General features: G+C 62.1%; 10 protein-coding genes. 7 read left to right on the top strand and 3 right to left on the bottom strand.

From position 1 onward, the window contains the following. The first annotated feature begins 165 nt into the window (after nucleotides 1–165). Nucleotides 166–2946, top strand: coding sequence for a Tn3 family transposase (locus tag ONR57_RS22675; protein ID WP_265125983.1), 2781 nt, complete (start codon nucleotides 166–168; stop codon nucleotides 2944–2946). Here the strand turns inward: ONR57_RS22675 and ONR57_RS22670 are convergent. Further along, nucleotides 2900–5035 carry a hypothetical protein gene (locus ONR57_RS22670; protein ID WP_265125982.1) on the bottom strand — a complete coding sequence of 712 codons (2136 nt, stop codon included), beginning with the start codon at nucleotides 5033–5035 and terminating at the stop codon, nucleotides 2900–2902. The genes ONR57_RS22675 and ONR57_RS22670 overlap by 47 nt on opposite strands. A gap of 325 nt (nucleotides 5036–5360) precedes the next feature. Between ONR57_RS22670 and ONR57_RS22665 the strand changes: the two genes are divergently transcribed. Next, on the top strand, nucleotides 5361–5924 hold the full coding sequence (locus ONR57_RS22665) for a recombinase family protein (RefSeq protein ID WP_308198740.1): 564 nt from the start codon (nucleotides 5361–5363) through the stop codon (nucleotides 5922–5924). A gap of 137 nt (nucleotides 5925–6061) precedes the next feature. Here ONR57_RS22665 and ONR57_RS22660 read toward each other — a convergent pair whose 3' ends face one another. Both ONR57_RS22660 and ONR57_RS22655 read right to left on the bottom strand, forming a co-directional pair. Beyond that, nucleotides 6062–8401, bottom strand: a complete 2340-nt coding sequence (locus ONR57_RS22660; protein WP_265125981.1) for a DEAD/DEAH box helicase family protein — start codon at nucleotides 8399–8401, stop codon at nucleotides 6062–6064. A gap of 2 nt (nucleotides 8402–8403) precedes the next feature. Beyond that, nucleotides 8404–10350: a site-specific DNA-methyltransferase gene (locus tag ONR57_RS22655; RefSeq protein ID WP_265125980.1), complete on the bottom strand. Its 1947-nt coding sequence runs from the start codon at nucleotides 10348–10350 to the stop codon at nucleotides 8404–8406. Between the two features lie 489 nt (nucleotides 10351–10839). Here ONR57_RS22655 and ONR57_RS22650 point away from each other — a divergent pair, with 489 nt between their 5' ends. From ONR57_RS22650 to ONR57_RS22630, 5 genes are all read left to right on the top strand, one after another. After that, nucleotides 10840–11277, top strand: coding sequence for a PH domain-containing protein (locus tag ONR57_RS22650; protein ID WP_265125979.1), 438 nt, complete (start codon nucleotides 10840–10842; stop codon nucleotides 11275–11277). Nucleotides 11278–11344: 67 nt separating this feature from the next. Beyond that, entirely contained in the window at nucleotides 11345–11560 is a 216-nt protein-coding gene (locus ONR57_RS22645) for a hypothetical protein (protein WP_265125978.1), read from the top strand. Between the two features lie 223 nt (nucleotides 11561–11783). After that, nucleotides 11784–12428 (top strand): hypothetical protein, encoded by a 645-nt coding sequence (locus tag ONR57_RS22640; protein ID WP_265125977.1) that lies wholly within the window; start codon nucleotides 11784–11786, stop codon nucleotides 12426–12428. A 176-nt stretch (nucleotides 12429–12604) separates the two neighbouring features. Beyond that, nucleotides 12605–19630 carry a helicase-related protein gene (locus tag ONR57_RS22635; protein WP_265125976.1) on the top strand — a complete coding sequence of 2342 codons (7026 nt, stop codon included), beginning with the start codon at nucleotides 12605–12607 and terminating at the stop codon, nucleotides 19628–19630. A 514-nt stretch (nucleotides 19631–20144) separates the two neighbouring features. Then, the gene (locus ONR57_RS22630; protein WP_265125975.1) at nucleotides 20145–21842 is read left to right on the top strand and encodes a hypothetical protein; all 1698 of its coding nucleotides are present in this window, start codon (nucleotides 20145–20147) and stop codon (nucleotides 21840–21842) included. Nucleotides 21843–22209 lie beyond the last annotated feature (367 nt).

Here is a 22209-nt window from a genome sequence, read left to right as displayed (position 1 = left end):
ACCTCATCGGCAGCCAAGCCAAGCACCTACCGCACCCGCCCGCAGCCCGAACCGATCACAACACCATCGCCGCTGGTCCAGCCATATGTGTTGTTTTCCGCGCGATTACTACCGGAACCCCGTCTCGGTCAGCGGTCGGCTTTGACCTGGTCTACTGTTCGGCTCATGCGCCAGGATTGGTCGGTTGAGGATCTGGTCGCGTCGTGGACGCTGATCGGAGAGGACTGGCGTCTTGTCGGGAACAAGACTGGGGCTACCCGTCTGGCGTTCGCGGTGATGCTGAAATTCTTCGAGATCGAGGCCCGGTTCCCGAGCCAGGCCAGCGAAATCCCTACCGATGCGGTGGCTTACGTCGCCGAACAGGTAAAGGTCGACCCGACGGAGTTCCCAAACTATCGGTGGGCGGGCAGGACGATCGAGTACCACCGCGCCCAGATTAGGGCGGTGTTCGGGTTCCGGGAGTTCACCCGTGCTGACGAGGACAAACTCGCGGATTGGCTGTCGCTTGAGGTGTGTCCGGTCGAGCTGCGCGATGAACAATTGCGGGAGGCTTTGCTGGTTCGGTGCCGGGTTGAACGGATCGAGCCACCGGGCAGGATCGAGCGGATCATCCGGTCGGCGCGAGCGGGTTTCGACCAGCGTTTCTGTAGCACGACGGTGGATCGTCTCGGTGAAGACTGTGTGGCGCGGCTGGAAGAACTGGCCGGTTCGCCGCTGCTGGCGGAGTTGAAGGCCGATCCCGGCCAGCTCGGGCTCGAAACACTGTTGCGTGAGATCGGCAAGCTCGATTCGGTCCGTAGTCTTCAGCTGCCGGAAGGTTTGTTCGCCGATGCCTCGGACAAGTTGGTGCATGCGTGGCGTGCTCGCGCAGCCCGCTCGTATCCATCGGATTTGAAGGCAGCACCGCGAGCGATTCGACTGACCTTGCTGGCTGCGTTGTGCTGGGTTCGGTCGGCAGAGATCATCGACGCGCTGGTGGATCTGTTGATCGGGTTGGTGCATCGGATCAACGCCCGCGCCGACCGTCGCGTCGAACGCGAGTTGATCGACGACCTGCGGCGAGTTCGGGGCAAGGAGTCGATCCTGTTCCGGATCGCTGAAGCAGCGGTGGACCACCCTGATGACACGGTTCGTGACGTGTTGTTCCCGGTGGTCGGTGAGAAGAAGCTGCATGATTTGGTCCGGGAAGCCCGCGCCAACGAGCAATCGTTCCAAGCCCGGGTCCGCACTGTGCTGAGGGGCTCGTACAGCAGCTACTACCGGCGGATGCTCCCAGCACTGTTGGTTGCCTTGGATTTCCGCTGCAACAACACTGCCTACCGGCCTGTCATGCAAGCGTTGGATCTGCTGGCCCGCTACGCGAACACTGATGGGAAGGCCCGGTTCTATGCACCCGATGATCTGGTGCCACTCGACGGGGTTGTTCCGCGAGCATGGCGTGACGCGGTGCTTGATGACCGGGGTCGGATCGAACGCATCCCCTATGAGCTGTGCGTATTGATCGCGTTGCGGGATGCATTGCGACGCCGAGAAATCTACGCCGGTGGCGGGAACCGGTGGCGCAACCCTGACGAGGATCTCCCTCGCGATTTCGACACTGCACGCGAGATCCACTACGCCGCGTTGCGGAAGCCGCTCGACGCCAGCGAATTCATCACTAGCCTGCAGCAACGGATGAGCGATGCCCTGTCGCGACTGGATGCCGCGTTGACCGACCGCAGCGCTGGTGTCAGCCTCACCACGCGAGCCGGGCAGCCGTGGATCACCATGCCCCGACTCGAACCACTGCCCGAACCAGTGAACCTCGCCGCGGTAAAAGACGAAGTACAGCGACGATGGGGCACCCTGGACCTTCTCGATGTGCTCAAGGAAGCCGACTTCCTTGCCGAGTTCACCGGCGAATTCACCTCAGTCGCCTCCCGTGAAGTGATCGACCGCGACACGCTGCGGCGGCGCCTGCTGCTGTGCCTTTTCGCCCTTGGTACGAACATGGGTATCCGCGCGATCGTGGCCACCGGTGAACACGGTGAATCAGAAGCCGCGCTGCGGCATGTGCGGCGGCACTTCATCACCCGCGACAACCTGCGCCGAGCGATCGCCAAACTGGTGAACTCGACATTCGAGGCGCGTGACCCAGCATGGTGGGGCAACGGCACCACCTGTGCGAGCGATTCGAAGAAGTTCGGGTCGTGGGAATCGAACCTGATGACTGAATGGCATCAACGCTACGGCGGCGCCGGGGTGATGATCTACTGGCACGTCGAACGCCGCTCCACCTGCATCTACTCCCAGCTGAAATCGTGCTCGTCGTCTGAGGTTGCAGCGATGATTGAAGGGCTGCTGCGGCACTGCACCGACGCGGACATCTACACCAGCTACGTCGACACCCACGGCGCATCAGTCGTCGGCTTCGCATTCACCGAACTACTGGGGTTCCGGCTGTTGCCCCGGTTGAAAAGCATTGGCTCGATCCGGCTCTACCGTCCCGACGACACCTCAGCATACGGGCAACTCAGCCCAGTCCTCACGCGCCCGATCCGCTGGGACATGATCACTCAGCAGTACGACCAAATGGTCCGCTACGCCACCGCACTACGGCTCGGTACCGCCGAATCCGAGTCGATCCTGCGCCGGTTCACTCGAGGCGGACCAAAACACCCCACCTACCAGGCCCTCGAAGAATTGGGTCGCGCGGTACGCACGATCTTCGCCTGCGACTTTCTCGCCTCACCAGAGTTGCGGCGGGAGATCCACGGCGGCCTGCAAGTCGTCGAGAACTGGAACTCCGGCAATACCGTCATCTTTTACGGCAAAGACGGCGACCTGACTGGCCCCGACCGCGAACACACCGAAGTATCGATGCTTGCCCTTCACCTGCTCCAGTCCGCCCTGGTCCACATCAACACAACGCCTCCAGCAGCAAGACGACATTCCACGGGTCGGTGAGGGGTGCATCGTTGGCGGCGCGGGCGGCAAGCTCAGCGACGGCGTCGTTTTGCTCCACCTCGTGCAACGCCTTCAGCAGCCTGGCGACGTCCCCCGCGTCGGTAACGGCGACCTCGGCAGCAGGATTCCGGGCTAACACCTGGGCGATGGCGTCGTTTTGCTCCACCTCGTGCAACGCCTTCAGCAGCAAGACGACATTCCACGGGTCGGTGAGGGGTGCATCGTTGGCGGCGCGGGCGGCAAGCTCAGCGACGGCGTCGTTTTGCTCCACCTCGTGCAACGCCTTCAGCAGCCTGGCGACGTCCCCCGCGTCGGTGAGGGGTGCATCGTTGGCGGCGCGGGCGGCAAGCTCAGCGACGGCTTGCGACTGTCTCGCCGCATCCAGTATCAGCAGCTGCCTGCTAACAGCCCACAGATCAGAGAGGTTCACGTCGACGGCGAAATCGCGGGCGAGAAGCAGGTCAGTGGCATCCTTTTGCCCCTTCTCATGCAGACTCATCAGTAGCCAGGTGACGCTTACCGGGTCTGTGAGGGATGTGTGGGCGGCGGCCCAGCAGGAACCGTGCTGGTGCGGGTCAGTGTCCGATGACAACAGTCCGACAAGTTCGCAAGCAGCGTGGGGGTGTTGGGCGAGGATCGCCCGGTGATACAGCCGTGCCGCGTGCTGGAGCAGGCCACGGTGCTTAGCTGCGTCCGCCAGGGAAGAGAGGTCGTCGGGATCGGTGGTGTGGTCAAGCAGGGCCTGCCACAGGGATGCGCTGCCGAGCTGGTCCGCGCGGATCGTACGTAAGCGCTGGTCCAAATAGTCGGCTGGCTCGTACAACGCTTCGGCGCCGGAAGCAGTGCGCACGGTGGTGAGGGCGGTGAGGGTACACCGGATATCAGTGCGCTGCTGGTTATCGCGTTCCCCAGTGCTTAGGGCGGTCAGGGCTTTGCGTGCCCAGTCCCGCTCGGCCAGGCGCTTTTTGGAGATGATTGTGCCATCGGCTGCATCTGCCAGCAATTTGGCCGAAAGGGGAGTGCGGTGTCCCAGACGGCGCGCATCAATTGCGGCGGTGAGTAGGGCGTGTTCAACGTAAGTGAAGTGCTGATTGGGACCGTCGAGGAAGGCTTGTAGGAGCTCTGGCCCGCCGCTAAGGTGCTGCACTATTCGCCCGTCGGATTTTGCAGCATTGAGGGCGTCGATCATCCGCTGATCACCCTGCTTTTCGGCGAGCGCCCGCCATTTCTTTTGCTCGTCCTCGGAGAGGTGATCTGGAACGCGCACATGTACGGTGACTTGGGGCAGCGTAAGCACGTCGCGGACGTGGCTGTGCGGATCACCTTCCGAGCCGGGCCGGGTCAGTTTCTCCCAAGGCTGGGGCCATAGTGTCCCCACTGCGATAATGCCGATCTGCTTGACCAGGAGCTCTCGCAGGCACACTGCGGCCTCTTCAGAGTGGGAACGGTCGAAGAACCGCTGAGCTTCGTTGAGCCACAACACGGTCTGATCGTTCACTCGCCCCGCCCGCAACTGCTCAAGGAGGCTCGCTGCATCCGAAGGGCGCAGCACAACACGGTCGGGCGCGAGATAGCGCAGTGCCTCGTACAGAGCCCGTGTCTTGCCGGTAGAGGAATCGCCGGTCACCATCACCAGCACGGACGCATTGCCTGTCGCCGCTGGCCTTATTGCCTCCTGAATCCTCTTGTCGTGGCCACGTGGCATATACGGGGTCAACGCATCGAGTCCGTGGGTCACATGCGGGATGAACGGATCATGGTCACTCTGATCAGCTGCCAGGACTGCCTGGTGCACTCCGAGCGACGTCACCGGGTCAGCGTCCCCGAACCGGATCTTCTCATCGGTGGCTGAGGCCAGCGGAGGGAGCCCGACGTCACTACCAGCAGACCGGCGGCGTGCGTGGTTCACACTCCAGCCAACGGCGCCGCCGAAACCGCCGAGAATGGTCGCAGCCCCAACCGCATACGGCAGGCCCTTACCTTGCTCCTGCATTTCGCCATACCAGTACGCTCCAACCACGATGAAGACGAACACGACCGGCAACGCGGCCACTACCACCCACCTGATCCAACCGGTCCTGCGAGCCATGTCGACGATTGTGCATCACCCTTCCTGCTGAGGCGGTGCGATCCGCAACAGGCCGCCGATGCTGCATGGGCTCTTCTCCGTCGGCAGGTTAGTGTGCCTCCCTCCTTTATCACTTGTTCTGAGCCATGGCGGAGATCCCAGCTGCGAATGGGAAATACCCCGCCGCCTAACACCAATGTGGTGTTAGGGTGCACCCTAGGATCACATGTCGCACTCAAAGCAAAGAGCGTCAAGTTAGGGTCTAAATCAGCATTTATTGACTCGTGTCTGATAGGTTCTGAGAGTTCATTCTGACGGTTTGCTGGGAGAGAGGCGGTCCGGGACAGTGCGGGTTGGTTACATCAGAGTCAGCACCCTCGATCAGAACACCGTCCGCCAGCTCGATGGCATCGACGTGGAAAAGACGTTCACCGACAAAGCCTCCGGGAAAGACATCGCACGCCCAAGGCTCGAGGAACTGCTGAACTTTGTCCGGGAAGGCGACACCGTCATCGTTCACTCGATGGATCGGCTCGCGCGTAACCTCGATGACTTGCGCCGAATCGTACGCACCCTGACGGGGAAGGGTGTGCGGGTTGAATTCGTCAAAGAGAGCCTTACCTTTACGGGGGAGGACTCACCGATGGCGAACTTGATGCTCTCAGTCATGGGCGCCTTCGCTGAATTCGAAAGGGCGCTTATCCGTGAGCGCCAGCGCGAGGGCATCGCCAAGGCGAAAACTCGTGGTGTCTACACCGGCCGTAAACCTGCACTCACTGCTGAGAAGGTCCGCGAGTTACGTGAACGCGTCAGTGCAGGTGAAGGCAAGGCTGCTCTCGCTAGAGAATTCGGTATCAGCCGCGAAACCGTATACAGCTACCTGCGAGCCGCTGACCTACGAACGCGCTAGCTAAGTGCCGGGCCCAACCGCCCAGAACAGGCCAGCAGGCTGGCGGCAGTTCCAGTGGACATCTTTGCCGGAACGGCGTATGACTGTCAGATCGACGTCCTTGAACGATCTACGGCGCGCCTAGCGCCAGTCATCGTTCAGTCGTCAGAATCAGCCTCCGGTATGAACGTCTTTACAAGCGACTCCAGATCGTCGTGGGGCAGCGCTCGGAGGTCCCGTCCGCTGCCGAGTTCCCACACCGAGAACCCCTCCCTGCCGTCGGGCGTGCCGTCGGCCTTCCATGTCCCCTCGGTCACGAACTTCACCCCGACGGTGGTCGGCACCTTCTTGTGCGGTTTGATCGCCAGCAACTTGCGGCGAGCGTCGCCCACCACTATGTGCTCGCTCTTGGTGTCGACGCAGATCACGGTCTCGCCCGCCCATACGAGGAAGTCGGGGAAGAACCACACTGTCTGGCCGAGGGACACCAGCGGGATCTTGTACCCCGTCTGAGATCTGTTCCGCGCCCACGGCAGGCCAGTATCGTCGAGCGCCCTGGCGAAGCGCCGCTCGAGGTCGTTGAGACCGTCGTAGCCCTCATGCAGGGCATTCTTGAAGGTCTCCATGCTGCTGCGGCGCACCAGCGTGCTTCCGATTGCGTACGGCTTCGGCATGAGCTGCTTGATCACAGCGTGACGGAGGTACTCGTCGACTGCCTCGGCGGCGTTGTCGGTCAGGCTTGCATAGGCACAGCTGCCTACGCCGACCTTCGCGTCGAACTTCTCCGTGTCGGTGTTCATCACCATCAATGCGGGCCGGTACCTCCGAGCGACCTCGCGCCGGAAGACCCAGCGAGCGTTGACACGGTTCGATTGCTCGAAGTCGACCCATTCCGAGTCCACCGCGTCGCCCGAACCGATGGTCTGCTGGACCGTGCGACGGCGGCCCTTACCTCGCGTGTTCAACTCGTCATGCGAGTAGTCGTGGATCTTGGCCAGTACCTTCTCGACAGGGCCCAGCGTCGGCTGATTATCGATCGCGGTTCGGGGCACTGTCCGGGACTGCTTCGGAGCGAGGCTTTCGGGCTCTTCCGTCCCGGGCGGTGAGGTCAGGATGCGCACCTCCGGCGCGTCCCCTCCCAGGCCTCGCCGCACGTCGTCCACGACCTGCGCGAAAGAGTCATTCCGGTCCACCCGCACGTAGAAGTGCGCGGTGTTCAGGCGATCAGACTCGTAGTGTATCGCGCCGGGCTGGCGAAGCACGCGCCCGACCACCTGTGTGATCTGCACCGACGATTCCATGGTCCGGTCGACGTAGGCAAAGTAGACGCTCGGGTCGTCCCAGCCTTCCTGGAGGGTTTGATTGAAGATGATGTGCCGATAGTCGCCAGCCACGAAGTCTTCATAGTCTCGTTCTCCTCCGCTGAAGAACTTGAAGTCCGACGGTAGTGGGAAGTCCTTGTGTGTCTTTAGGTCCGCGTACACCGCTACCTCGTCGGCGGGGACGCCGCACTGCTCAGTAAGGTATCGCCAGATTAGGATCGGCGGCGCCTGCCTCTGGTCGAACGGCTGCTTCGGGTCGTCCGTTTGGCTGGCGTCATGAGCGAGGATGTTCGTGTTGCAGACGTAGATCGCCTTGGGCGAGAAATTCAACCCTTCGATCCGCGCATCGTCCTCTGCTTCGCGCATGTCCGATAGCATCTCAGAGACGGTCTCCTCCATCGGTGCGTTGAGGCCATCCAGGGAGATCATCCCCTTCACCAGGCCAGACGCGACTACTGTGGAGGACTTCACCGAGGTGATGAGGTCTTCGTCCCGGTACTCACCCTGCTGCCTCAGCGGCTGTATGACCTCCGCTTCGAACTGGGCGGGGAACTGAAGAGTCGCGCTCGCGAGGAGGAACACCGCAGGCTGCTGCTCGAGCAACAGGTTCGTCTGCTGGTCGCTGAGGTTCTGCGCCTCGTCGTAGACCACCACGAGCGGACGGCGCTTGCCGTCCGCAGTCTCGCGGACCTTCAGTGCCTCCCACCGCGTCGACTCGATGTCGTCGGTGTCGAACGCGAAAATCCGGAGGTTGCTGTTCTCGCGGTCTTTCTGGTTGAAGGTGCCGACCGTCGCGAAGTAGAGCAGTGCCTCCTTCGAGTTGGCGACGTCCTCCGGGGTGTACTCGCTGAGCAGCCGCACATTGATGTCCGGCAGCAGGTGGTCGTACTTGCCGCCGTCGGCCAAGTTCGCGTAGCTCTGTTGGACGACTACTTTGCCCTTGGACAGCCACAGGATGACCGGCGGTATCTCCGACATCGCGACGATTTCGCTGGCGGCCTGCGCCAGGATAGCGGTCTTGCCGGACCCGGTGATCGACGAGAGCGCCTGGTAGAACGGCACGTCGCGCACGCTCGCCCGCCGCCCCATCACGATGGGCTCCGCAGAGTACTCGATAAAGCGGTCGGCCATCTGCGAGGCCGCGTCCTGCTGAAACTGGAAGAGCTCGATCGCCATGGTCATCCCTCCTCGGTGAACGACTCGGTGCGGATGTCCAGACCGAAGTCGGACAGGATGCGGTCGGGGATCTGGTACCAGATCACGTCGTCGGTGACGATGAGGTTCCGCCTGCTGTACACGTGATAAACGTCGGCCAGCCCCGCGGCCTCCGCCTCCTCTGTGATCTCCTCATACGCCTCCTCCGTGAGATCGGTGTTCGAGCCCGCGCCTGACCAGACGAGGTAGATGCCCTCGTTGCTCGCGTTCTTGGCCACGAGGTATGTGTACGGCTCGTCGTCGTCGCCCAGCGGGATGAGGACGGCGTTCCGCCGGCTGCCGGTGCTGGAGTGCGACGCGATGACCGTGTCGATCATCTCGTCGCGCTCCATCAGCAGAAGAGTCTTGGCGTCAACCTTCTTCTCGAGCCTCTTGAAGGTGAAGCCGCCGCCGAGCGGTGCGTGCTTCTTCTTGCTCCAGCTCCCGTCGATCACGCGGCGGAGGCGGTCGACAGTCAAGGTCTTCGCGTACGAGTCCCCGTTGTCCGGACGACCCTGCTCGATGAGGATGAAGCGCCGGTCGGCCCCCTGGTCACGGTTGAGCTTGAGCACCGCGTGACCGGTGGAGCCGGAGCCCGCGAAGGGGTCGAGTACCGTCCCGCTTGGAGGGCACCAGATCTGGATGAGCTTGGTCATGAGCTTCATCGGCTTCACGGTCTCGAACCCGTGACCCTCGCCTACGACCGCCGTGAGCTCGTCCACACCGGTCTGGCTGTGCCCCGACTCCTCGTGGTCCCACGAAACGTCGCCGAGGATCTCGGGATCATTGAGGTCTTCGTCGGCCCAGTACGTCATCGGCACGCGGCCCTGTTTGACGTCTTCGAGGTAGTTCTTCTGCTGCGGGCGACCAGTCCCCTTGACGCCGAAGAAAATCTTTGGCCACGGGCCATCCTTCCACCGCTTGGTCGCTTTCTCCTTTGCCTCTGCAAGCGGCGTCGCGAGCATCAGCGCCTTGACGGGACGGACGTCCGACGCGTCCACCCCGATTATTCGAGCGCGCACTGACGCGTCGTCGATCGCTTTGAGGACGTAGGACACACCCCACTCCTCGAGCCAGCGTTCGGCCTCTCGCTGCGGAGACCGCCAGCACTTGCCCGCAGGCGGGTAGTGGACCTCGCCAGTGAACGGCGACTGGACGCCGTAAACCATGCCCTGGTGCGTCGACGCCTTGGGGCCGGAGAAATCTCCGGGCTTCCAGAGCCGAAGGTCTCCGTCCCTGTTCTGGTAGCGGGCATCCATCGAGGCCGTCCTGGGCTCGAGCCCGGTCTTTCCGACCTTCTCGTTCTTGGCGTACACAAGGACGTACTCGGTCGCTGTGGAGACGTGCCTGTTGTCGGAGCGCGGCGAGTACGACTTCTGCCAATTGATGATCGCCAGCCGGTTCTCCTCGCCGAACAGCTCGTCGAGCATCTGGCCGAGGTGGAACAGCTCGCGGCTGTCGATGCAGATCGCGAGCACTCCGGAGGGCTTGAGCATGGCCCGCATCATCTGGAGACGCGGGTACATGAACTTCATCCACTTGGTGTGCTTCGCGGGGTCGTCGCTGCCCACGAACTCACCCATGTCTGGGTCGTTGGGGTCCTTGTCCCACTTGTCGTTGTACCGGAAGTCGCCGCCCGTGTTGTACGGCGGGTCCGTAAGGATCATGTCGATCTGGCCGCGTTCCCGGTAGAGAGATGCCAGCGCCTGGAGGTTGTCGCCCTCGATCACCAGGTTGCGCGAGCGGCCGTGCTCGTCACCTGCACTGTGGGTCTTCACCGTCCGCTGGTTCCGCGGTCGCACCCGGCGGCCGAGCTGGCGCGCCAGTACCTTGCCGGGGAACGAGAGGTTCACCCCCGCCCCAGTCCTCTCTCGAATCATCTCGATCAGCTGCTCGACCGGCAGCGACTCGAGCTCTGTCACATCGTCCACGACGCGCTCCCTTGTTGACTTGCATAGATGGGGTGGTGCGGTGCGGTCCGTGACGAACGGCTGCGGTAGTTCGCACGCTCCCGTTCAGTAAACCAGCAGGCACCGACATTATGGGTGACCCGGTGGGGCCCGTCGGATGCCCCCCGGCTTCAAACAAGTTGGTTGAGCCGGTACCGCGGCTTCATTGGCGTAGTGAATGCGTCGTGTGCGTGCATCCTTCAGTGATCTAGCGCTGCTAGCATAATCGTGCAAGTAGCGCTAGTTATGTAGCGATGCTACATTCCCGGAATGGTGTCAGTCCGAGCTGATAGAAAAGCTGCTGCCAGGACAGATGGCGGTGCATCAATGCGAAAAGGAGACCATCGAATGAACTGGGGGCAACCACCGACTTCGCCATTAGCGGGGGGAGTCTTATTCCGTGGGCGCCCGCACGCCCGCACCCTGGCAGGTCCAGCTGCCGCTACGGTGGTACTTCTGATTCTCGCGGGTATGACAGGATTCTTGATGCCCGCGCTGCTGGCCCCGGAGGAAATCGGGATAGACATCCCTGTCATGAAGTACGTGCCCGGAGCCCTCACGGTAGTTCTGGTTCTCGTTGGGCTCGCGAACGGTGTCCTGGCGATCATTGCTTGGCTAGCAACTACTTTCACCATCTACCCGGACCGGATCGTGATCCGATCCGGGATACTGCGGCGTACCGAACGGACGCTTCCGATGGGAAGGATCACCAGTGTGGAGTCTGAAAGAACCCTCATTGACCGTGTGTTCGGAACTGGAACGCTGGTCCTGTATGACCCATCGGAACCGGCCCCGGTTCAGCTCCGGGCCATTCACGACATTGACCGAGTCAAGACCTCGGTTAAAGATCTCGTCTCACGTCGCTACGGGGGCGGTCGCCATAGCTGGGACACCACACCCTGGCACTGAGAGAGGGCCGCGAACCCTGCCCCCAGTTTTAGGGGCAGGCAGACCACCTACATAAAGGGGCACCTGAATGGACCTACTGATAGGGCTGTTGTTTCTGCTTGCCGGCCACGCGGTTATCGGACTGTGCTCTGGTGGGCTTGCGTTCCTCGCATACCGCAGGCACGGAACAGCCACAAGCGCTGTACTCGGAGCCTTCGCGGGGGTTTTCATCATTCCCGCGATCATCATGCTGGTCGTCTATTCCGCATCTCGGCCGGTGCGCTACCAGACGATGTACTACTAGAAACCGGGTTCTGACAACCTTCACCCCCTCGTCGAGGGTTAACCCTGGTCAAAGCGATTTTTCATGTTACCGGCTGGTAGGGTCTGGAGCGTGTCGTGCCCCTCCAGTGCTCGCGAGGGGGATGCAACCGGAGTGCAGGGGTGAGTACGAGGGGGCCGGGTGGCGCAGCGCAGCGAGAGCCAGGGCGCATTCGAGTTTTATTACGGCGAGGGGAGCGACGGGGATGGTGGACAGGGACCAGATCGAGGGAATCGATCCGCAGATAGCGAGCGAGACGCACCGGATTCTGACCGAATGGGTCGGGCTAGACCCGGCGCTGAGTCCGTCCGAGAAGCAGGACCAGATCGATCGGGAAGCGCTGCGGCTGCAGCAGATGACCGAGGACGCGGCCGAGGCGTTCGAGCATCAGGCGCTGCAGGAGTGGACTCCGCCGGGACAGACACCGAGCTTCCGCACGAAAATCCAGGCGCGGGAGAGCGCGTGGAGGCAAGCGCGGGAAATGGTGCTCGCCCAGGAGTTGTATTCCCTGGTGACGCCGGAAATGAAGCAGGACAAGCAAACGTATCTCGCGGCAATGGAGCAGCAGATCCAGCGGGAGTACGACCGGGCGCTCAAAGCCCGCGAGCCCGACCGGTGGAAGACGCAGAACGTTCAGCCGAATCCGGTCGCAGCGAAGGTCGTGGACCGGGTCTGGATGCACAAGCCAGGGGCGTTCAAAGCGTTAGCGGAAGCGCTTATAGCGCAGCGGATCGAGGACAATCAGCCGGTCCCGGCGACACCGCACGATCCGCTCGCGGACGAGCTGGAGGAGATGATCCTGGACGAACTGCAGGCGAACCCGCCCGAGAATCCCGATCTTCCGTTCTAGACCTGCAGCACGCGTGGGCCGTTGCGCACCGCGACGTTCTGGGAATTGTTGAGCGCGGGCGCACAGTCGCGAAGCGTCTCGCCTCAGCTAAGCGGGCGTTAGAAGCCGCTGAAGCTCGCGGCCTCAGCGAGGGCGTTGCCACCAATGCGGCCCGCGCCGAACAGCTCCGCAGTGAATTGGAGCGGCTGCGTCACGAATGGCGCGCACTTGCTGACCGTGACGCCCAGCTTGCACACCAGCTGCGCGAAGCCGGAATTGACCCCGCTGAGGTCTCGCAGTCCCTCGCTATCCAGGCCCCGCGGCGCAAGCGGGGACGTGACTGGCGGGCCGAGCCCGCAACCGATCTCCAGTTACGGACACTCAAGCGCCTCAGCGGTGAAGCTGGCCAGGACTACGCCCCTGAGCTAGATCTGACGAAAGGTGAAGCCAGCGATCTAATCCATGCCCTCACCACCCCAGCGCCCCGCCAGGCCCCGGCCGAGTCACACACGATTACCGCACGCAGCGAATCCGTGGGGCCAGCCAGTGAGACCGGGCACGAACCACCGGTTAAGGCGGAAACCCTGCTTATCCAGCGTCTCTGCAAGCATGACCCGGAGATCGACGCTGTCGCAGCGTCTCCGGCAAACACGTTCGATCAGTACGCTGCAATCGCTCACGCACATTTCACCCAGCGTGCAGTCCTTGAGGCCGGGGAACTCGCGCTCGATCCTGGCACGACTCTGGCGCTGCGCGACGAGCTGCACGCATTCCTCAACGACCAGACGAGATGGCAGAAAACTGGTGAGCGTGCCGCCGCCGCGTACTGGGAGCAGCGCCGCGGAGCCGCAGAGCCTGACCCCGCGATTACGCAGCTGCGTGAACGAGTTGAGCAGCAACGCGAACCAGGCGAGCCGCTCCTGTCCGCACTCCAGGACATCATCGATACCACCGCGCCGCCAGAGGCTGAGTCCGTGGCTGCGGAAGCGGAGATCAGCGACGACACCGACGCGTTCAGAGCCGCCGCTGCGCAGCGCTCTGAACAGGTGGAACAACAGCAAGACGCCATCGATATCGCCGCCGCGGAGAACACACAGCAGCCAGCTGAGGGCATAGCCGCGCCACGGCCGGAGATTGTCATCCCGGACGACGTGTGGGGCCCGCCGCTCACGCACCCGGCCTGGCGCGAGCGCACCCTCGTGCCCGCGATCACAGAATCCGGGTCAATCCGTTACCTCACCCCCGAGCAGGCCGCGCAGTACCGGGAAACAGCCGCAGAACACCAGCCGGGCCAGGCTGAGAAACCATCCGGACAACACACATCACAGAACCAGCCCACCCCAGATCCGGCAGCCGCCCCGCAACATCACGCCGCATTGGGCCAGGGCGCGCCAGCCGGGCGTAACTTCGCCCTGGGCGCTGAGGTCGTTGTCCCGTCAGGGGCTAAAGCGCGAGTACGCGCGAACATCGAAGCTGTCCGCCTGATCCGTCTCCTCGATGAACAAGGCCGCGCCGCAACCGCGCAGGAACAATCCATCCTCGCGCAGTGGTCAGGCTGGGGCGCCACCCCAGAGGTATTCGATAACCGGCAGCGATTCGCGCAGGAATGGGAAGCCGAACAAGCTGAACTGCGTGAGCTGCTCGGAGACAAAGGTTTCGGGGCAGCACGAGCCACCACTCTTAACGCCCACTACACCGACCCGGCTGTTGTGCACGAAATGTGGCGGGCCCTGCAGCGGGCGGGCCTGCCAGAGGGTGCCCTTATCCTCGAGCCGGGCTGCGGCAGCGGAAATTTCATCGGCACCGCACCTGCCGGTGTGCACATGGTGGGCGTCGAGATCGAAGAAATCAGCGCGCACATCGCGCATCACCTGTATCCCTCAGCACAGATCCGGAACCACGGCTTTGAACGTAGCTTCGCCCCCGACGGCGCATTCAGCGGCGCCATCGGCAACGTGCCCTTCGCGAAAACCGGTGTCTACGACCCGGTCCACAACCCTGACGGGTTTTCCCTGCACAACCAGTTCATCGTCAAAAGCCTGGCATTGACCGCCCCGGGCGGTTACGTCGCGATGATCACCTCAGCACACACCAGCGACGCGGTCCGCCCGGAGGCACGCGCGCGGATGGCCGGACTCGGTGACCTGATCGCCGCGGTCCGGCTGCCAACCGGAGCGTTCGACCGGCAAGCCAAAACCGATGTCGTCACCGATGTTCTGATCTTCCGCCGCCGCGAGCACGATCGTCAGGCCAGCGCGGACACTCTTCTATGGGCAGGTCCTATCGATGAGACAGAAGTCCGCAATGAACGATCCGGCCATCTCGAACCACTGCGAATCAACCGGTACTTCACCGAACACCCACAGCGTGTGCTCGGGGAACTCGCACTCGGCAGCGGCCTGCACGGCCGGACCGGGCTGACTGTCACACCCCGCACAGACACGCCACTGTCCGCGCAACTGCGCACCCAGCTTGATCCACTGATCGCGCAGGCCCGTAACACGGGACTTGCGTTAACCGCACAGCCAGGCCCCGGCAAGGACACACTGCGGGAGCCGGGGCTGCTGGATACGTCCGCAACCGAACGAGATACCGACACCCTGCCGGGCACACTGCGCTACAACGAAGTCACTGACACCTTCGAACAGTTCAGCATCGGCAGCGGATGGAACACCGTCACCTGCCGCGGCGCAGCCAAGCAGCAGCAGTGGCGGCTCATCACGGATATGGGCCAGACCATCCTTGACCTAAACGAAGCCAGCCGCGATCCCCATTCGCTGCGCGCTGACCGCGACGCCCTCCGCCAGCAACTGAACACACTGCATGACCAATACACTGCCGAATTCGGGCCGGTAAACCGCTTCAAACTCCAAGCAGTGCAGGCACTCAGCGCTGACGCGATCAACAGAGCATTCGAAGAAAAGATCGCCAAGTGGCGCACCGACGCAGGCAAAGCCGAAGCCCGCGAAAACGGGCTTGACCCCACCACCGCCAGGCCGTACACCGGAGAAATCCCAGCCGAAGTACGGGACCGCCTGTTCGACGAAGCATCAACACCCCGCACGCCGAGAAAAGTACGCAGTCACCTCGAAGGCGCGATCGCCCGCGATCCCCGGCTGGGAATGGTGCTCGGCGCCGAAGACTTCACCTCCGACTACGACGGCAGCAACGCCACCGCCAGCAAAGGCCCCATCTTCACCGAGGACGTCACACCCTTCACCGACCCCGCCGTCAGCGCGGAAACAGTCGAAGAAGCCGCCGCGATCAGTTTCGACGAGACCGGCGAGATCAGGCCCGAACGAATGGCCGAGCTGCTCGGCCGCAGCGCTGAAGACACCCTCACCGCAGCAAAAGGGGCGATATACCCTTCCCTCGACGACGACCACCGCTGGGAATTCGCGGCGACGTTCCTCTCCGGGCATATCCGCGACAAACTCGCGCTCGCGCGGCAGCGAGCACAGCACAACCCTGCTCGCTACGACGGAGTAGTTGAGGCGCTCGAAGCTGTCATCCCGCCCGACGTGGAACCCGCCAATATTCACATCCGGCCGGGCGCGACCTGGGTACCAGTCGAGTACTACCGCCAGTTCCTCACCCAAGAGTTCACACTCGACGCCGACCGGCTCACCACAGAGCTTGACCCGGTCACCGGACAGTGGTCCTTTTCCACCGAGCAGAACAACCGGCACGTCGACGACATCCGCGGCTACCCCGACCCGTACGGCAGCCGCCGCATCAGCGGGATCGACATCTTCAACATGATCGCCAACAACAAACCCGTCGTCGTCAACAAAACCGCCGAGGAACTCGAAGCGAACCCAAACCCCTCCTACCATCCCGAGCACACCGCCGCCGCCCGCGCCTCCGCGACCGGGCTACAGCAAAAATTCGCGGACTGGATGTGGGCGGACGGCGACCGCTACCTGCGGTTGAAACACATCTTCAACGAGAAGTTCAACAGCTTCGTCAAGCCCGTCTACAGCGGCGCCCACAAGACATACCCGGGACTGAACCCGAAGTACCGGCTCTATGACTATCAGGCCCGCGCCGTGCAGAGATACCTCAACGACGAAACCATCCTGCTCGACCACGTGGTCGGTGCCGGGAAAACCCTCACCATCACCGTCAGCGCGATGGAAGCAAAAAGACTCGGACAGGTCCGCCAGCCCTGGGTAGTTGTCCCGAACCACCTGCTGGGCCAATGGGCCAACGAAGCCCGAGACGCATACCCCAACGCCAAGATTCTCATCGGAACAGACATGTCCGGCCCCGAAGACCGACAGCGATTCATCGGCCAGACCGCAGCAGCGGACTGGGACCTCGTCATCGTCCCCCAGAGCGTGTTCACCCTCATCGGCATGAAACGAGAAGCGCAAATCGAGTACCTCGAAAACGAGATCTCCGACATGCGCCAGGCCCTCGATTCCGCTAACCAGAACGGCGCCGACTTCACCGTCAAACAAATCGAACGCTCGATCCGAGCCACTGAGGACCGCATCAGAAAGATCATCGAGCAGACCCGCAGCGATGAGGGCCTCACCTTCGAACAATCCGGCTGCGACGCGCTGTGGGTGGACGAAGCACACGAATACAAAAACCTCACACGAGCATCAGCCTCACGGGACCTCGCCGTCAACGACGGCAGCCAGCGCGCCTCCGACCTCGAGATGAAAGCCCGCTACCTGCGCGCCGAAGGTGCCCGCCGCAACGAAGCACTGGGCCGTCCCGGCGCACCAGTTAAAGCCCTCGCGTTCGCCACCGGAACCCCCGTCAGCAACTCCCTGTCCGAACTGTGGGTCATGAACAAATTCCTCCGCCCCGACCTGCTCACCGACACTGGGCTCGGTCGCATCGACAACTGGGCGCAAACATTCGCTGAATCGGTCACCAAAGCCGAAATGAACGTCACCGGAACAAAACTGCGCATGGTCTCACGCATGGCCGAGTACGCCAACGTTCCCCAGCTCGTCGCGATGGTCGACCAATTCCGCGACGTCGTCACCCGCGACGACATCCCGGTAAAGCTGCCCGCAATCGCAAGCGGACAAGCGCACAACCTCGAATTCGACATGCCACAAGAAGTCCTCGACTTCATGGCCGACCTCGACGACCGTCTCGCCGACCTCAAACAAGGCCACCCCGAACTGCACGAACCGATACAGCCGACATGGGACAACACACTCAAAATCGCGACAGACGGACGCAACGCCACCATGCACCCGCGTCTCGCAGGTCTCGCCCCACCGCCGCCGGACAAATCCCGTGTCGAAGCAGCAGCCGACTACCTATGGAAAGTCCACAGCGACAACGCATCCCTGCACACCCCCGCCGACAAACACGGCCCCGCCGCCGACGGTGTCTTCCAGCTGGTCTTCTGTGACCGCGGCACACCCAAACCCGGCGACGGGCCCCGCGCGCAAAACGTCTACACCGAACTGCGCGACGCACTGATCGCCAGGGGAATGACACAAGAACAGATCGCGTTCCTTCACGACGCGAAAACCGCAAAAGCCAAGACCCAGATGATCGAAGCATGTCGCGACGGCCGCATCCGTGTGCTCATCACCTCCACCAAAAAAGGCGGCACCGGACTCAACGCGCAGCGACTACTAAAAACCGTGCTGAACATGGACTCCGCCTGGACAGCAGCCGACATGGAACAGCGAATCGGGCGAGGTATCCGGCAAGGCAACGTCAACGACGAGGTCAACATCGTCAACCTCGTCGCCCGCCGCTCTTACGACGCCACCATGTATCAAGTCGTCGAACGCAAAGCCAGCGCCGTCGCCCAGATCCGCAGCGAAGACCTCCCGCCCACAATGGAAGACATCGGCGCGGACCTCACCCTCTCCTGGGCCCAAACCAAAGCAGCAGCAACCGGAGACCAGGTCTACATCAAACAAGTCGAGGCTGACCAGAAAGCAGAAACCCTCGAAGCCCGGCAGAAAGCCGTCGACAACGCGAACGCAGCCCGCCGCGCCAGCATCGCAGCACTGCGCCGCAGCATCCAGACAATCGAAAACCAGCTGCCCGAACTACAAGAGGCGACCGGTCACATCGACACATGGATCAACTCCCAGCGCGACCGCAAACACTGGCAATTCAACGGCCGCTCCATCGCCGACAACGACACCAACGGCCTCATCACTGGCTTACGCGATTCCCTCACCGGAATAATCCGCAACAAACACGCACTCGACCAGCAACCGACCGTCGCAACAATCACCAAAGACTCAGCGGTCACCCTCTCGTACAACTCAGCAACAGCGATGTACGGACTCACCCTCCACGGACGCACCCGCTACCTCGCCCGGGACAAAGTCACCGACACCCTGCGTAACGACGCAGCAGCACACGGCATGCTCAAAATTATGCGGAACATGGCCGCAGAAGTCCCCGCACGAACCGAAGCGCTGCACCGCCAGCTCCAGGAAAACAACGCCAAACTCGACGCCGCACTCAAAGAACCCGAAGCCGTGTTCACCGAAACAGAAGAACTCGAACTCGCCCGACTCCAAGCTCACGAACTCCGACTCGAGGTCAACGCCCGCGAAAACTCCCCCGAAGCCCTCGAGCGGCAAGCAGCCGACGAACAACGCCGACGTTCCGAAGGTCAATACCGTGGCTGGACTCGCGACCTCAACCCCACCGAAGGATGGGCACAAGCACGCGGCACCACCCGTGAACAACTCACCGCCTCCGTCCCCCAACGCATGGCAGACGCACAAAAGCGCTGGCACGCAGACGCAGCGGACCGTGAACAACGAGCACGCACCAGCCCATGGCAGGCCACTAGCCCCAGCGCACACGAACTGCGCTACGGACACGACCCCGACAGCGGCAAACCAGGCGCACGCACCTACTGGCACGCACACCAATGGCACTGGCAAGCCTGGAACAGCGAAGGAGAACTCGCCGCAGGCGCCGCAAATACCCAAGTCCGCGCCCGCAGCAATGCCGAGTCAGCACTGCACGGACAACTGAAAACCCCCGCAAAAGAGCTGACCCACGCAGACCTCACCCGCGAAAGTCTCCGCCGCTACACCGCGCGCACACACACCTCCCCGAACAAGGACAACCTCGAAAACGACCTCCGCGCTGCCGGTCTCGGGAACACTGCCGCAGTGAAACCCAAATTCACCCACCACCAGCAGCTCAGCGAACACCACACCTCGCACACACCACAACTACAACAAGAAAAGTGCAGCGAAGCCGGACTCTAAGCCCATACTGGCGCCGAGTCAGCGGCTCCTGTGTGAGTAGCGGGAGCGGTCGAGGAGTGTCCATCCGCACCGGCGGCATACCCATATCCGGCAGTAGGGTTCCTCGGTGGTTTGCCAGCCCACCAGCATCGTTCCCGGGCCCAGTTTGTGGCCGTTCCCGCACATGCGTGGAGACCACTCAACCAGCGGGGACACACACCCCATCCTAACCCTTATCGAACCTATGTTCGATACGGTAGGGCCGGTGCGGCAGGGGTGATCGAGGGAAGCGGCCGAGCCTGCCGGACCGTCAACGCCGACCTGCGACCCGTTAGTGCAGCTGAACAGAAATCAAACCAGAAACCGGTGAGCTACCCACCCGGCGAAGACCACGGTCAGCGCGGACTGGTGCGGTCGGAGCGTGCTCCGCGTGTTCGAACATAGCAAGATGGACTTTTATGTCGGTGTGTTCGTCCTGGAATAAGGAGTTAGTCCTCGTGATTAGGCACGGTGCATTCCCTGCGGAGGACAAAGGATGACAAGGTCGCCCGCGGCGAGTGCACGCCCTGATTGGCTAAGTACGTTCCTTGGAGATAACAAGAGCCAGAGAGGCCTTATCCCGAAGGTGAAGGATGCGCCTGACGCGCCGAATGGGGTGTGCGTGTACTTCGAGATATCCGGCGGAGTTCGCTCCGGTGCGGCGGGAAACATCTCCGCAGATGCAATTCCTGCAGGGCAGTCGGTATCGATTCACTTACCTTCCGTGGCTGAGTGGACAATCTCAGATGTCCGCTCGGATTCAGGAGTACATCTGAAGCTGTACAAGACTTCATACGGCGTGAAGGGTGCTCTGCATTTCGATGAGTCAGTCAAAGGCCGTGTAGAGCTTGATTTGGACGATGGGCAGATCGAGGCGACTGCTGACGAACACTGTGCAGGCACGCTGGTCCACAAGAACGGCGCACTGGTAGCCGGTTCTAAGGGACTCGGCGGGCTCCGTGTGGAACTCAACGGAGGGAAGCTCGCGGGAGGTGAGTTCAGGACGGTACACCTGACACACCGGGGGGAGATCTTCCCATCGAGTGGCGTGTTATCCATCGAAAAACTCATCGTCCGGAATGACAACGCGATCCTGAATTTGGCAGGAAACAACGGTCAGTCAAAACTCGATCTGATCGAGTCATCTGGAGACCGCCCAGCGGTGTTAAGTGTGCAGTCGGTAGGCCAGCGCCGCGACACCCGACCCCTTACTGTCAACAAGATCCGAGACATCATCGTGGCTGCAGACTCATCGATGACCATCGCGGTGAAGGACGAAGCTGCGAACACTCGGTTCCGTGGCTCAGTAAATGTGGACTTTGACGGCACATCTGTTGGTGATCGCGTGATCTTTGAGAGCAATCGAAACGAGGCACCGTCCGTGAGTGCGAAGCCCGGTGCCGTGATAGAAGGCGTTGAAGGTGAATTGACCATCGCAGGAATCCAAGGCGCCCAGATATCAGGTGCCCCAGGGGGATTCCTTATTAAGCAAATTAAGGACACTCACAAGATCGGCGGTCAGCCTCTCGATACTCCGTGTAAAGGGGCCCTTCTTAGCGGGTTTCGTGTACCAGACGGACTGAGGGGCCGCAGCATGCTCAATCTCCTGGACGACGCGCACCACATCGAGCCATCGACTAAGTCATTGCCCGGCTGGGAACTCGGAATTACAGGGTGGCTGACATCGGGGAAGACCAGAGCGGAAGCCCGCGTGAGGCAGTCGGGTGCTGCACTTCGCCATGATGCTGAGCTGATGAGAAAAATGCGTGAGCTAACTCGTGAGAAGGGAGCATCAGGGGCAGCCAGAACCAAAGTGGGGTGGTGCGCGCAACGTCTTAGGCACGAGACCACGCAAGGCAGAACGGAGCGTGCCGCACTTTGGGTGTATCGCGTGCTCGGCTACGGTGAGCGGCCTGGACCGCCATTTGTCACCTGGCTGTTACTCGCCTTTGTTGTTGTCTGCGTGGCCAACTTCCCAACGACATGGGCTGAAGTTTTCCCTACGGGATGGCCTGATGTCGGCAACTTCATGTTCAGATGGGTGGAACGCGCTGCCAGCCCGTTCGGTGCCATCGTCGGGTCAGGAACCGGAACCGAAATCGACTCGTGGCAGTACCTCGTACGGGCGTTCATCGCGGTGCCGCTTGTGATTTTTATCCTCGCACTGCGCAACTATGTCAGGTCGGGAAGCTAAGCCAGATGACTTAAAGCTCCGCATCACATCTGAAGGAGAAACCAAATTGTCTCCGTGCTCATGCGGCTTACGCATCTTGGCAGCCAGTGCGGCCGTGTCGGTGAGCACCGTCGGCCTGGAGCGGCACCTGTTCCGAGGAGGGCGGGAATTTGGTTCCAGTTGCAGCAGGTGACCGCGACTCTAGTCAGCGCGGGCACGGCCACGGAGCGCAAGGATGTGATCTGGTGGGCGCCTTAGGCGGATCATCACGCTTGCGCGTGGTGGCTTGTTTGGACCCGGCCTGACGGCCGGGGCAGTGCTTATTGGCGCGGTTGCTTTCCCTGACACGCCGATTCTCGGCGGGGCCTCGTCGCCGTCAAGCTCCGCA

The sequence above is a fragment of the Hoyosella sp. YIM 151337 genome (assembly GCF_026041215.1).
Taxonomy (GTDB): domain Bacteria; phylum Actinomycetota; class Actinomycetes; order Mycobacteriales; family Mycobacteriaceae; genus Hoyosella.
This window is presented reverse-complemented; position numbering and strand designations above follow the sequence as displayed.